Here is a 13384-nt window from a genome sequence, read left to right as displayed (position 1 = left end):
GAGATTGACGAACGTTGGTGGTCGTCCCGCCGCACGCGCTATATCTAACATGCCAAGCTAGACCACTCCTCCATACTTGATAGCGACAAGCATGTCCTGAATTCTTCTTGCCCCATCCTCGGTCTTTCCTACTTGGAGCGGTGACGCTCCCTCGAGCAACGGATGTGGCCTCAATAGCCAGCTACGAGCGTCGGCTCGTGACGCAAACGCCTCTTCTGCCAGGCGTTCAAGTTCCTGCAAACGCATCTTCGATTCAGCGGTTGTCTTTGCCATCACCAGCCTTGAAATCCATTGTGCAATCTAAAGCCCGGACCTCGTTCTATGATTGGTCACCTACTGAACGCAAGTTGCCAGAGATCGCCTTCTTACACGCGAGACTATCTTAGGCTTGCAGGCGCGCCATTGCAGCACGCTTGCCGATCTTGCGGACCGCCAAGAGCTTCTCAAGCTGCGTAGCCCGAGGAGTCACCTGCCCGCTTTCCCACTTGTAGATCGAAAGGGACGATACGCCAACTAGTGTGCCCATCTGTGCTTGGGTAAAACCAAGCTTCTGGCGCAACGTCAACAAGTCGGTGGGACCAAATTTCACCTTGCGCCCTGGCGTCGACCGAGGAGGCGGAGCAATCTCCTTGGGCGCCACTTCGGCCCTTGAGGTCGAACGCCCCAGCGACTTGACCTGAGACTCCAGTGATTTGATCTTTCGCTTGAGTTCCGCGATGTCGGAACGATAGCTAGCGGAGCTCTTGCGGAGCATTGCAAACTCATCGCGCAGTTCTTTGCGCGCGATGCGCGCGATTTCTTTCTTGAGAGAGGTTGCGAAGGTAGTCATCGGTTCATTCTGCCCTATTAGAAGTCCTCAGGTCTGTCCAAGCTTGGCGCAAGCAGGCTATACAGGAGTTTCCGTTTTCAGTGTCCTCGCCAACTCGGTCACGTCGATCTGCCTAAAGCGCCAGACTGATGATCCGTCCACACTTGGCCCTGCTACTGGACGAAGCCTCTCCATCTGCATCAACTCTTTCGCGCGTCGCTTTCCAATCCGGAGGATTCGACAAACACTACTCATATCGACCCACTGCAGCTGCTCTTTCTTGACCTGATCTACGTCTTCTCGATGGGCCACAGACATGGTCCTTCCTGAAGGAAGAGCTCTGACATGTCCACGCAGTATCCCTGCTGTTATCGCACGCCGAAGGCGCGGCGCTCTCCAGCCCAACTCCTTTGCTGCTCGGGTCGCAGGCATCCAGACGTGTTCTGTTGCCGCCTCGTCTCCAAGTCGGCGGTTTCGCTTCGCAACTTGTCCCGTCCACCTCAAGCGGATGTATTGCTCGAACGATTCTCGGAGCATGGTGAAGGCTCGCCATGTTCCCTTTGCATACATGTCACGGTAGACAGGGCCAAAGGCGGCTGCTACACGATTCGACTTGCTCGGCGGAGTTCCTGCGCTAAGCTCGTCAAGCAGCTCAAAAAACGCCTCCGGCCAATGGCCAAGAACACTGCCGGCCGCTTCCACGACTTCAGTTGCTCGGCGACAATCGTGCAAGTCAGATAGCTGTTTACGCTTGACCCCCGTGCCCACGACATGCGCGCCCAGCAGCCAGATACGATGCAGGAGATCGCAGAGGTGATCCGCCGCATTGACTGAAGGGTCGCTCCAGCAGGTCTCGCCAGCAGGTCTCGCCAGCTATCTGAATCTCTGCAGACATGTAAATCGCTGCTTTAGATGCTGGCTCAGTGGAAAGACACCGGAGGTCCTCACCGCAGGTGCAGGAGTGCAAGTTCTGTCTGGTCCATCGGAGCTCTTTGCCACATGAGCACCGATCCACGAGCTTTACCTTGTGAATGGTGCATGCGACGGTAAAACAAAGCCCCCACTCCGCCTTCCAAAACAGGGCCTCCTGCAAGCAAATTGGACAGAAGCGCGACCTTCTCAATGTCCAGAATCTGCTCGGAACGCGGTTGCCCGCAGAGCGGTTGAGCGGGCCTAAGCCGTTGATGGGGCCTTGGGGTGTCAGACCACCGTTTAGGCATTCTGCGAGGTTGTCGCCCCGCCATCCTAAGGTTGCCAGCGATCGAGGGGAGCTCAACGCGTTATCGCCAGAGACTCGCAACAACACCGCTTGCGCGAGCTCTCCTGAGCGTGCAACGGGCCGAACAAGCAGTTTGGTATGAACTTCAATCACTACATCCCCCCGATTTTGAGCAGCAAATGTTTCTGGTGCGAAGAGCAAGACCTACTTCTTCTTCCGCGCGGGGTCTGATGCGCCAAACTTTCCACCGCTGAGTTCCTCGACGGCACGACGTAGGCCACGCGCGTCGGAATCCCCTCGGGCAAGCAGATCCTGAAGGCGCCTGTATCCCCATGTACGTCCGACGGCACAGTAAAAGAGGCGGCGCATTGAGGAGTCCAATTCCCCTGCACGCACAGGCTTTGTGTTGTTCGGCGCAAGCCCGGCTTTTACAAGCGTTTCTAAACGGGGAATGGAAACGCCGAAAGCATGCGCCATGGCGGCGTTCGATACAAGAAAGTGGTCTCGGATGGTCTGAGACCTGTCGTTGAAACAAGTGTGCCCCCATGCGGCCTTCCGAGGCGGTGGCCGCTTGCACAACAAGAAGTACGTTTTTCCCCGAGCTGTCACCGACTGCCGTTTAATGAAGCGATCCACTTCGTCACGAAGCAACATCGGCAGGCCTATCCGTTCGGCCTTCTCCTTGGACGGCGCTAGTCGGAAGAGGGCATGCGGCCATTTGATGATGTGAATATCGCAGACCTTGCCTTCGCCTCCGGAAGTTTCCTTGGCTGAGTGTTGAAGTGCGAGGTTGATGTTTTTGGCCAGTGGGCCAGGTTATGAGCCGCCGATGTCTGCGCCCAGGTCTGGCGCGCAAGGCGTTCACTGATGTGGTCATCGGACGAGCGAGGGGAGAGAAGTGCGCAAAGAGGAGAGGGGAGCATTTTCAGGATTTCGACTGTCCCTACCATGGCTCGCACATCCATGCGCTTCAATGTCCTGTGAAAGCCAAGGGCACCATGTGTATCCGTGCTTGCAAATCCCCTTAGGCGATCCGAGAGTAGCGCGGACAGGGCCACGACCTCTGGCGCGGCCGCAGTGGATGACGAGTTGGCGAGATCGAATCCGCAAGCGCATTTGCGTACACCGGGGCGGTGCCACGAGATGCCTTTGCTGCAACCTGGGCAGACGTCAATGAGGTGACAGGCATGATCTGGGCATACACAAAAAACGGAGATTTCCCACTCAGCCCGAGCGCGGCTTTGCACTTGAAGACATCGCGGGCAAATGGAGCATTGAACGTGGCGAACTTCAGAGGACGGCAGCGCAATACCGTAGGTCCAGGGAGACCGTGAGGCGTGTCGTTCTTCTTGCCACCAGATCTTAGGAAGCTGTGAGATTTCTAGGCCGGACAAAGCGGCAACCGCCGCCTTGTACGACCGATACCTCCGCAATCCGGTGCGCAGGACCTCTTCCAGAAGTAGGCTGCCGAGCCCGTTCAATTCACCTAGGTACAACAAGTACCCTCGAAGGCTCTCACCCTCCATCGGCAGAGGTCTTACCAGAAGAGGTCCCGCGATCATTTTCCGAACCCGAAGAACGGTTCCCCCACGTCGACCAAGGGACGATGGTCGAATTTTTCATCGAAAGGGTTTCGGTTGCGTTTACAGCCGAGATACACCTCCTCGCCAAAGGCCTTCCTCAAGTGTTCTCGGGTGAGTGAGTTCGCACGCGCTCGAAGCGCAATTCGGACCGCTGCCTCTAACAACATGGCGAGGGAACCAATCAAGCCGTAGCAGGCCCGATGAAACCGCGGTGTGAGCTCCGGGTCGATCAAGGCAGAATCGCCGCTGAACGGCAGCTTCTCGTGAAAGCTCAAGAGCAGCGTTGCGAACAGGTCCTGGTTGGCGTCGGTGTCGTACGAGAAGACGCCCAGATCGATCTTAGGATTGAGCCGACGGCCGAGCTGCATACGATTGGAAAAGTACTTCGACGCCGAAGGCAACCCAAAGAACACAAACGGGATCCCCGTCGCGTTCATGAGATTTTTAAGGGTGTCTGAGGCGATATCGCGCGTTCGGCCATCGAGATTGTCCGAGATGTGCTGGACCTCATCGATCAGAACAATCTCGACCTTGCACGCGGCAAGCAGTGTGCGCACCCGCGAAAGTTTGAATTCCGCCGTGCCACTGTGCGCCATCGGATCGCCCATCGCGGTAAGGATTGCTTCCGCAATGACTTTCGGCGTGGGCAGAGAAGGTAGTTCGACGAAGAGAACAGGGATGATGGTTCGGTCGTCTGCATCGTACCGCGGGAACTGCTCCTCCAGGCATTTGCAAAGCGTCGTCTTCCCGGCGCCGGAGAGGCCATAGATGAGGGCGCCTCGCGCCCTTTTCCGATTGTGTCGTGATGCGGTCTTGAGGACCTTCAGGGCGTCGATGCCCGCCTGCAGAGGCGCGTGTTGAATGAGGACATTGCTGAATGACGACACCTTTTCCTCAATGGCATCAAGGTCAGCAAAGGATTGGCTTTTCATGCTGTTCTCCTAGGCTTAGAACAAGGTCGGTTCGCCGCTCGGGAAGGCTTTGAGCTTTTCGAAGTTCGGCATGCGCTTGGGAGCGACCGAAGGAGTGTGGGGCTCAGCATCCACTGCGGCGGACTCAATGGCTTTGCTTGCCGAGGCAGCTGCGTGAGCCGCCTTTGACGTTCGCTTGCCCGTGGTCTTTTTGGCTTTCCGAGAGGCCTTCGCCTTAGGCTTGTCGGCTTCCTCAATCTTTTCCTTCTGCATCGCAGCGATCTCTTCGCGAATCTCCTGTTTTGCCAGCAGCATGGCTGTTTCGTCGTCGAGCGCGCTGTACTTCTCTCGGGCAAGCTTGCGGATCCACTTGTCCTCCTCAACACTTAGGCCGTTCGCATACGACGGATTCGTGGAGTACGCCAAGAAGTACGATTGCGTGTCGGGGTGCAAGACGTTGATCTTGCCCATATCGTCCAGGTCAGGACGAACCTGAAGTTCAAGTTTTCCGTGGATCTCGAGAACGTCTGTGAGTTCGTCGCACCTGTAGAACTGACAGTTGATTTCGATGCCCTTGGAGCTCAGCATTCGCTGGTGGATGGGCGACGTGTAGAAGGTGACGACGTCCATGCGCTTAGGCAGGACCGGGGGGCCGAGCTTCACGAGGTCGCGCCACTTTTCGCGAGGAGAGGTTTGAAGGCCGCGATGGAAGCGGCGGCTGTACACCTCTGCAATCCACTTCCAGATGAATCGCTTGAGATCTTCAAGAGGGATCACTGCGTCCCGATACGGATCAAGATCGTTCCGCTTAAAGTAGCGATCCAAAGTGGTGCCTGGCTGCAGGTGCATGAATCGGTAGTTAATCTGCTTGAGCCAGTTCTCGACCACCCCCTTGAAGCGGGGTTGCCGACGAGGGCAATACACCACCTTGATTTGCAGATCCAGCGCGGCGCCCTCCAAGTCGTTGCCGTGGAACTCGAGGCCGTTGTCCAGGACCAGTTCAAGCGGGACGCCGTGTGCGTCATATTCACTCTTGATCTTCAGTTTTCGCATGAGATCGTCCTTCGGCAGGATCGCCGACCCGCAGTGCGCGAAGGACGGAACCCGAGTTTGGCGGTTGGAAGCTGATCCAGATACCCAAGATCATGCGAGTTGCGCACGTCAATGAGGACGGTGAGGTATGGCCTTGCTGCAATGCCCCCCTTGCTGGTGAGAGCGATTACGTCGAGCGGAGTGTGATCAACCTCAACTCGCTCCAACACCCGCTCGGGTTCCTCTTTCCTTCCCCGCAAGCTTGTGGCGGCCTCTGCGTGGGCCTTTCCGTATCGCTTCTCCAAAACACGTTTGCGATCGAGCTTGCGGAGCTCCCGCACGATCTGGTTTCTCGTCGCCCTCGGAATGGCGTCAATCGGAGGCACGTTCAGATTGCACTTTGCGATCAAGCCGTTGGCGTGATCAAGGGTCTCTGCGACCGTAGGGTGATTCGGCTTGAGGAAGGTCTCTTCGATGGCTTGCTCAAGGAAAGGCAACACACGCGGGTTCGTCTCGTCGCATTTCCTGCCGCGGAGGTCGTATCGGTTGACCAAACTTCGCGTCTGGTAGCCAGACCTCATCCACCGGCTACGCCATTCGTAGAAGGTGGCGATGCTGGGCGCACGAGGTGTGAGAAGTTCCTTTGGGAGTTGGGCGTGACACTCCTGCAGTTTTTGCCGGAGCTCACGCCGACTGAAGAGCACATGGCCGCGAGGGCAGATGCTTCGCAGATAGTGAAGCTTCCCTGCGGCCTCATTCTTCAAGCGAGCCGGGAAGTCGGACAACGATTTCTCGTGTTGGAATTCCTCCAAGTTCGATGAGGCCGTCGCAAGAAGGTCGCTGAAAACGAGATGGCCTTCTTTGTATGCGGCGACAAGCTCGGAACGTTTCTTGACCTCGACCTCCTCAGCCTTGATGTCTTCGAGTACGAGGCGCTGTTTGGTTGCTGATGTCACACGGTAGTTTTTCCCGCGAAGACAGAACTCACTGCCAACATCAAATGAAGAGTTGCTCATCATCGATCTCCGAGTAAATGTGAAGTTGCGTGTGGCGGCCCAGCGACTGCGAGATGGGCCATGCGAGCGTGCGTGTGAGAAGCAGCAGGTCCAGCGACCACCGGGCCTCATCCGTGCTCCCCAGCATGCGGATGACCTCCGCCATTGACATGCGCGGCTTGTTTTCAAAGGCCCGTTGAAGGGCTGGGTTTTCGTGCCAGATGGAAGCAGCTGTGGTGTCCAGTGATTCGTCCAAGGGAGGCCCGCCCAGGTTCTCGACAACCCAGTCACGGCGCATTTTCAGAAGGCGTTTCACATCCTTCATGCCTGGTCGTCTGAAGTGGTGCTCGGTGACCACGGCGAAGCGACAGCCCTCCTGTGCCGCAGCAACCTTTGCCGCTTTGAAGAAGGCCTTCATTTCCGGAAGGCAAGCCTTTGCTTGCGGTTTGACCTCGACAAGAAGATGACCGCCACCAACAAGGCTTCCGGCGAAGTCAGGGGTGTAGCGCCGGCGTTTGCCGTCCAGTTTGAACTTCAGCGTCGGTGGTTGGTGGGTGATATGAAGAATCTGCTTGCTGAACTCTAGAAGGTCCGTTGCACGGATCTCGGTCAGTGACTCGCACTTGATCGTGCTGCCACATGTCAAGGATTTGAACTTTCCCCTAAAGGTGTCGCCGCTGATCGTGATGGGATTGCGGCTAGGTAGCAGTTGCTGCGAAGGCGTGACGTCCCTGTACGGAATGGCGCCCGAGCGTGTGCCCATGGGATTTTTCATGTGTCGCTCCAGAATTTTGGCGACAACAGGCCCTCACACAGTCAATGTGACTGCCGGAAGTCGCGCCAGGTGATGGTCTGGCGTGCACAAACGTTCCCAACACTGGTCACCAGTGATTGAAGAGAACTTTGGGGTTTGCGCGCGCGTAGTTGACCGCCGCGGGAACTGGCGCGATACTTCAAGTGCCAACCGGAAGTAGCGTCAGCTGCATCCCGCAAACGGGGCAGGCCGAGAGGTTTGTCCCGTTTTTTACATGGTGTCCTCCTTTTGATCGTGATGGATGGCACTGGAAGGACGACTCGCTCGAGCGCGTCCTCTCCCCGCATGCGGATCACCGATCTGCAATACAGCGCTTAACGCGCGCAGATGCCTGGTCGTCAGCTTGTCCAGACGGGTGAATAGATCGTGCACAAACTCGTATGTCGCCTGGGGTGAGTCGCCCGGCACGGTGTACGTCCTCCTGGAATGACTCCTGGCCGAGCGCAGGCCCTCTGCCTCTTCTTCATTCAGGCTGAGAGCCTGGATCAACCTTTCCAGAAACTCCGGGGTGGGTGCTGGTCTTTGGTCGTTCTCAAGCGCCGAGAGATAAGTGCGGTCACAGCCGACGAGGTCGGCCAGTTCCTGCTGGCGGAGACCAAGTTGGAAACGGAGGGATCTCAGCGCTTCAGAAAACGGGCTCATGTGACAGTTGTGACGTGAAATTGTGGCGACAGACAAGGTACATCAGTCGGCAGCATCCGTCTACCGGTGAGTCAGCTGTAAGTCATTGATTTATAAGGTGTTTTGTATATCTCTTACACACACAGTAAAAGCAAATACAACGAAAATTCAAGCACCTGCGGTACACTTCTTAAGTAGGATTTCGGGGAGTCTTAGGCCCGGTTGCGGAGCTTCTCATCCGATAAGCGGTAAGCGAACTGCATTAACGTAAGACGGCATGCGATCCAGGTGAACAAGAATCCAAGCTACTTGGGCCGAGCGGCTTCGCTTTGGGGCACTGCGTTGCGAGAATGAACGAAGTCGACGAGCTACGTTGCATTGCCAAGGCAGCCCTCGAACAACCGTTTGTGCGCACCCTTCACGCTTGGCTCGCACGATAGCGCTACCGAGACGAGCTTGAAGCCATCCTCCTGGTGCTAAAGCCAGCTGTGCAGCGGGAGCGGTCGGCTGGGCTTATGCGCCGAACGTTCGCTCTGCGCCGCGTTGCGGACGTTCAGAAATCCGCGATGTCGGTTGACTGTTTGCAGAAGCGAGGTCATAGCTAGACTGCCGCAATCGGCCACAAAGAGTCGTTCAGTATCCCGACGCAATGCAGACAGTCTGGCTCTGCCGACGGGAAGAACCCGAGCTACTCACCAGAGGACTGATGGCTCCAGCCATCGGCCTCACGTCCCGACCGCAATGGCCCTGAACCGCAAGATCTCGCCGAAGGCCAAAACGCAGGGGTTCTGCGTTGCGACGGGATAGCGGCTCACAACGAAGTGCTTGATAGCGGTCAGGCCCAACTCGCCTAATAGCGTTTGCTCGCGCGCGCGCTCCTTCTCGAGGGCCTTCCTGTAGGCCAAGTCAAGGGAGCGGTTGTAGCGAACGAACCTTCGGACGTCGGCCTCGATCCGATTCAAGTCGACGAGGTTGTTCTTGCACTGAACGTTGTAGATCACGCCGTCGAGCGTCGCAACGACGTCGAACTCCGCGCGGCCCACTCTCTTGATCTCCGTGACGTCGAACCCTTGGGCCTGCAGCGCTGCTTTGACTGACTTCTCGAAGATGAATCCGGAGCGGATCTGGTATCGACGAACGCGGTTCAAACAGACATTCTTCCAGTGGTTCGCGAATCGACCGAGTAGGGTGATAGAAGTGACCAGGTCGCCGCCGACGCGCGTGAACGGCGCGTAGGTGCTGGTGTTGTCGACGTAGTCGGCGCCTTCAACGACAAGCGCCTTTCTGAGGGCTTCTGGTAGCTTCTGCTCGGAGCACAACTCGTCGAAGCGCTTGACTGTCAGTCGAACGAAATACTCGTCAACAACGAGAGGGAGCAAGCTGCGGATGAACGCGGCCAATTGGCGATATGACGTCTCGTGAAGGTTGAACTCCGCGTACGCCGCGGCGATGAACGCAAGATTGTTCTCCAGCTCGGCCTTGGAGAAAATTAGCCGACGGTTCAATGGAGCCAACTTGATTTCGCTGAAGTCGACGTCAGTCATTTCGGTGATGGCTGTTCGCTCGGGCTCCAGAAACTGCGAGTTCAGCCCGTTGAAGCTGTGGCTTGCCAAGATCCCCACTTCATCGACGTCTAAGGTGAAGTCCGGATACACCCGGGCCAGCATCAGGTTGCGATGCATCGACGTTGTGCCCAGACCGGCGGTCTCGATGAGGTGGAGGAACTGGTTGAGGCCGTCCAGCTCATGCAGCCGGTGAGTTCCCCGGCAGGCACCGGGAATCATGTGAAGGAGGGCCAGCATATGCCGTCGGCGGGACTGCAGGTAGCTGATAGCGGAGCCGAAGGTTGCCATCTCCCAAGCTACAGACAGCTGATGCGTCGCAAACGATGTGGCGATGGCATGTAACTGAATGAGCGTGCGCACCAGCCGCTGTGCGACCAAACGGGAGAAGCGGGACTTAACGCCTGCTTTGATGGATGGCAATGCCCGCTGCATGCCGCCGATGTCGAGGAGAGCCAGCCCCTCAATTTCGTCGAGGAGCGGCTCGCCTCGCAGTTCACCCGGGAGGTTGATCAGCTCTTCGATGCCACGGAAGGTCGAGAACCAGATCTCGAATGTGCTTCTTGGCTCGAAGGGCGCAAGAGACGATTCGATGCAGGCACGCGAATGGGTCAGCGCCCGCATGGCCTCGGTCTGCGCGGCCGCGCCCGTCAATCGTTGTCCTGCCATCCGTCGGATCCCTGGGTAAGGCGCCGCATCATTGCCCCGCGCCGTCTTAGTTTTGAAGCATCCAATATATAGCCGCCTCAGGAAGGCGGCTTTCGAGCGCATCAGTCCGATATCAATTGAAGTGCGGCTGGGCGGCGAGCCCCAAAATGACTTGTACGCTCGCTCCGCCGTTGGCAGTGGGCAGTGGGCAGTGGGCAGAATAGGATGTCACATCCTAGACGAGGCAATCAGCTGCCGCTGGAGAATGCACCTCGCGAGACCCGAAACCAAGTCTTCTTGCCCATATGACCCATACCGCGACGCTCGATCCAGCCCAGGAGATCCGCATTGAGGCTGTGCACCGGGGCTTCCTATATCAGCATCTCTATGCTGCCGCCTGTCTTCTGACTTCAGGGCATACCGGTGCGACTTCCGTGGTGGTCGAGCGAGACGAGGATATCGAGCTCGTCACACCTGCGGGGCGCTTCTACATCCAGGTCAAGACGCGTAGCCAGCCGATCATGCCAGCCGACATCAAATCGACGATGGCCCGATTTGATGCCCTGCGGCAAGAGCACCAGCAGGGCCGTCGGCAGGGCCGCGCAACGTTCGTGGTGTTGGTCAACCGAGCCTTGGGGCCGTCCTTGGCTGAACAGGTCGAGACTGGAAAGCTGTCGGGCGACGTGGAGATCCTGTGGCCAGGCCGCGTGTGTTCTGGTGACCTTGGTCAACTTCCACCGGCTTGGGCGGATATCGATGAGGCAGTCGCATGGTGCGTCGACCGAGCCACCACAGTCCCGCTTGCCATGTTGGCGCCCGACTCCCTCGTTTGGAAACTGGCTGGCCGCGTCCAGGCTGCGGCCGCTGGGGAAGCGCCTCATGCGGATCACACTTTCTTGGTTTCGGATTTGCCGTCACTGCTGGATCAGATCCTGATCCAACTGCAGGATTTCCCGGCACCGCCCGAGCAGTACCGCCCGCAAGAGAACGAGCCTCAAATCGACTCGAGTTCCCGAGTCCGGATCGTTTCTGGCTTCTCTGGGGCCGGGAAGACCGCGTGGGCCTCTCAGGCGGCCACCTTAAGTAGGCACAACTGCGCGTACTTCGACTGCGCCGAGACGCCGGGGGAGGCCCTCGCCCTTTCGCTGGTGCGTGAGCTGGCCGCCAAGTTGGCCGGCGCCGGACCAGATGTGGTGCGCAAGATTTTGCTGCCGGGCGCCACTGGCGTCGAGTCACTTAGCCAGTTGGACATCTATCTCAAGCGCGAGGGGCTCTCGCCGATCGTTGTGCTGGACAACGTGCATCGGGTTTCGGCTGAGAGCCTCAAGCGCATGATCGATGTCACGTCGGCGCTGAAGTTCGTGCTCCTAGCGCAACCGTTTGGGACGTTGCCCGAGATCGAAGCCCTTCTGGGGTTGACGCGAGAGCCGCTGAAGGGGTGGGGTGTGGACGATGTTGCGGCGGCGGCTGTCGGGTGGGGATGTCGAGGGGATGCGGCCACCATGGGGCGTCTGAAGACCCTGACGGCTGGCATGCCTCTGTTCGTCAGGAGTGCCGCCACGATTGCTCGCGAAGAGTACTCAGGGCGCATCGACCAGATGTGCGACGCCGTCGACGCGTTGACCAACCTGACCCAGACCGCGCAAGAGGTCATCTTGGCGAAGGTCTTCGACGCGTTTCCCCTCGCCGCGCAACAGACGATCGCGGTGCTGAGCCTGCCCGATATTGGCCTACTACCAGCCGAGATCACCAAGCTGCTGGACACGGCCCTTGAGATGAATGAGCGAGCGGTTGCTGGCGTGATCCGGGCATTACGAGCCGCAGGGGTGGTGGAGATCTATGGCAACAAGGAGATCCGACTGCATGACGCCATCCGTGTTGTCGCGAGCCAGCACCTGTCGGGCATGTCCGCAGAGGTCGCGTCACGGGCTCGTGTTGCCCTCAAGGACCTGATGGTTATGGCGTTCGAGCGTGATCGCAATACGGCGCGCTTCTCGCTCTACACGCGGCTGCTGCTGGCCACTGGGGACGTCAAGACGTTGGTGGACCTCATCGGCGAAGAGATGTTCCACGAAATGGGCGTGGCCGTAGAGGTCTGGCACGGCCTGGAAGCGCTGGTAGCCAAAGACGGATCAGATCCGGAGCAGCGATACTGGGCTCTCGATGGTCTTGTCTTCTCGGACATGAAGCTCGGGAACATGGATCGTCTGGCGCCTAGGTTCGAGGCGATGGAGCAATTGATCGAAAGCGGCGCGCTCGGTGAGGACGAAGTTCTGTCCTTCCTGATGAAGCGCATGCTCCATTTCTCGAATCAAGGTGACGAAGAGGGGGTTCGGCGCGCGATTCGCGAGCTGGACAGCCGATTGCCGGACAAGCCTGTCCACCGACGCGTCTTCCTCTACAACGCGGCAGCGGCGCTCTTTCGCCTTGAGCGCTACGAGAGCGCGATGAGGGTGGTCGAACAGGTGATCGAAGAGACGTTCGCGGTTCTCGGCATTCGGCCCGAGCAGGTACTAGGTGCGAAGCAAGCCGCGCTCTGGGCGCTCATCAACAAGCCGGGCCTTGATCACGTGGACATCAAGCGCCTCGCGGATGCGCTCGAACTAAAGGCCATGGTGGCCGGCAAATTGCACGTACTCGCGCCTCTCGCGCGAATCCATGCCATGAAGTTCTACGCCTTAGCCGGCGCCATCGACTCGCTCATACGAGTGGGGCAAGACCTCGCTGACGAGTTCGTCGCACGGCATGATTTCGTGGGCGCGCGTGAGATTCTTGAGCAGCACGTCATGCCGGTGTTCGTGGACAACCAACTCCTGAATCGGCACTTGGATGTCCGCGCGCAGTACGCCGTCGTTCTAGCCTACTGCGGCAACTACTCAGAGGCTGAGAGGGAGATGGAGCGGCTTCAGCCTTACGCGGCCGGCTTGGCACCCTTAGCCCGCATGACTCTCGCGGACCAACGCCAGCTGATCGCGGAAATCAAGGCCAATCCGATACCGCAGTGGCGCCCGGGAGGGCGGCCTATGGCAATCCAAAGGAGCCAGCCGATTTCCGCTGGAGTAAAGATCGGGCGCAATCAGCCCTGTCCCTGTGGTTCAGGCAAGAAGTTCAAGAAGTGTGGCTGCGGTCTTGCCGGATAACCGTGGCGTGCGCACGACTGCCATCGTCAATCGCCTGACTGCGCGTCGCGG

11 protein-coding genes are annotated in these 13384 nt (G+C 58.3%); 1 reads left to right on the top strand and 10 read right to left on the bottom strand.

All coding sequences use genetic code 11. The annotated features are described in order from the left end of the window. Nucleotides 1-57 precede the first annotated feature (57 nt). The 10 genes from ACFJI0_RS22630 to ACFJI0_RS22585 form a co-directional block, all read right to left on the bottom strand. A complete protein-coding gene (locus ACFJI0_RS22630; RefSeq protein ID WP_382325790.1) occupies nt 58-246 on the bottom strand; it encodes an antitoxin Xre/MbcA/ParS toxin-binding domain-containing protein in 189 nt (62 codons plus the stop codon). A gap of 136 nt (nt 247-382) precedes the next feature. After that, nucleotides 383-829 carry a helix-turn-helix domain-containing protein gene (locus tag ACFJI0_RS22625; RefSeq protein WP_382322399.1) on the bottom strand — a complete coding sequence of 149 codons (447 nt, stop codon included), beginning with the start codon at nt 827-829 and terminating at the stop codon, nt 383-385. Between the two features lie 724 nt (nt 830-1553). Next, the gene (locus tag ACFJI0_RS22620; protein WP_382325788.1) at nt 1554-2114 is read right to left on the bottom strand and encodes a TniQ family protein; all 561 of its coding nucleotides are present in this window, start codon (nt 2112-2114) and stop codon (nt 1554-1556) included. 605 nt (nt 2115-2719) lie between these two features. Beyond that, nucleotides 2720-3589: a TniQ family protein gene (locus ACFJI0_RS22615; protein ID WP_382322398.1), complete on the bottom strand. Its 870-nt coding sequence runs from the start codon at nt 3587-3589 to the stop codon at nt 2720-2722. Continuing rightward, the gene (locus tag ACFJI0_RS22610) at nt 3586-4542 is read right to left on the bottom strand and encodes a TniB family NTP-binding protein (protein WP_382322397.1); all 957 of its coding nucleotides are present in this window, start codon (nt 4540-4542) and stop codon (nt 3586-3588) included. Before ACFJI0_RS22610 ends, ACFJI0_RS22615 begins: the two co-directional genes overlap by 4 nt. Nucleotides 4543-4557: 15 nt before the next feature. Then, on the bottom strand, nt 4558-5574 hold the full coding sequence (locus ACFJI0_RS22605; RefSeq protein WP_382322396.1) for a Mu transposase C-terminal domain-containing protein: 1017 nt from the start codon (nt 5572-5574) through the stop codon (nt 4558-4560). Continuing rightward, a complete protein-coding gene (locus tag ACFJI0_RS22600; RefSeq protein WP_382322395.1) occupies nt 5562-6569 on the bottom strand; it encodes a hypothetical protein in 1008 nt (335 codons plus the stop codon). Before ACFJI0_RS22600 ends, ACFJI0_RS22605 begins: the two co-directional genes overlap by 13 nt. After that, nucleotides 6550-7323, bottom strand: coding sequence for a Tn7 transposase TnsA N-terminal domain-containing protein (locus ACFJI0_RS22595; protein WP_382322394.1), 774 nt, complete (start codon nt 7321-7323; stop codon nt 6550-6552). Before ACFJI0_RS22595 ends, ACFJI0_RS22600 begins: the two co-directional genes overlap by 20 nt. 249 nt (nt 7324-7572) lie before the next feature. Next, nucleotides 7573-8004, bottom strand: a complete 432-nt coding sequence (locus ACFJI0_RS22590) for a helix-turn-helix domain-containing protein (RefSeq protein WP_382322393.1) — start codon at nt 8002-8004, stop codon at nt 7573-7575. A 704-nt stretch (nt 8005-8708) separates the two neighbouring features. After that, entirely contained in the window at nt 8709-10316 is a 1608-nt protein-coding gene (locus ACFJI0_RS22585; RefSeq protein ID WP_382322392.1) for a hypothetical protein, read from the bottom strand. 182 nt (nt 10317-10498) lie between these two features. Between ACFJI0_RS22585 and ACFJI0_RS22580 the strand changes: the two genes are divergently transcribed. After that, the gene (locus ACFJI0_RS22580) at nt 10499-13333 is read left to right on the top strand and encodes an SEC-C metal-binding domain-containing protein (RefSeq protein ID WP_382322391.1); all 2835 of its coding nucleotides are present in this window, start codon (nt 10499-10501) and stop codon (nt 13331-13333) included. Nucleotides 13334-13384 lie beyond the last annotated feature (51 nt).

Origin of the sequence: Hydrogenophaga sp. UC242_53 (genome assembly GCF_042696965.1) — a bacterium.
In the GTDB taxonomy this organism is placed as follows: Bacteria; Pseudomonadota; Gammaproteobacteria; order Burkholderiales; family Burkholderiaceae_C; genus Hydrogenophaga.
Note: the sequence above shows the minus strand (reverse complement) of the source record. Positions and strands in the feature narration are given on the sequence as shown.

Coding starts and splice junctions, on each gene's coding strand:
- ACFJI0_RS22600 (WP_382322395.1), bottom strand. CDS start 6,569: ATGAGCAACTCTTCATTTGATGTTGGCAGTGAGTTCTGTCTTCGCGGG.
- ACFJI0_RS22590 (WP_382322393.1), bottom strand. CDS start 8,004: ATGAGCCCGTTTTCTGAAGCGCTGAGATCCCTCCGTTTCCAACTTGGT.
- ACFJI0_RS22595 (WP_382322394.1), bottom strand. CDS start 7,323: ATGAAAAATCCCATGGGCACACGCTCGGGCGCCATTCCGTACAGGGAC.
- ACFJI0_RS22585 (WP_382322392.1), bottom strand. CDS start 10,316: ATGCGCTCGAAAGCCGCCTTCCTGAGGCGGCTATATATTGGATGCTTC.
- ACFJI0_RS22605 (WP_382322396.1), bottom strand. CDS start 5,574: ATGCGAAAACTGAAGATCAAGAGTGAATATGACGCACACGGCGTCCCG.
- ACFJI0_RS22580 (WP_382322391.1), top strand. CDS start 10,499: ATGACCCATACCGCGACGCTCGATCCAGCCCAGGAGATCCGCATTGAG.
- ACFJI0_RS22625 (WP_382322399.1), bottom strand. CDS start 829: ATGACTACCTTCGCAACCTCTCTCAAGAAAGAAATCGCGCGCATCGCG.
- ACFJI0_RS22615 (WP_382322398.1), bottom strand. CDS start 3,589: ATGATCGCGGGACCTCTTCTGGTAAGACCTCTGCCGATGGAGGGTGAG.
- ACFJI0_RS22630 (WP_382325790.1), bottom strand. CDS start 246: ATGCGTTTGCAGGAACTTGAACGCCTGGCAGAAGAGGCGTTTGCGTCA.
- ACFJI0_RS22610 (WP_382322397.1), bottom strand. CDS start 4,542: ATGAAAAGCCAATCCTTTGCTGACCTTGATGCCATTGAGGAAAAGGTG.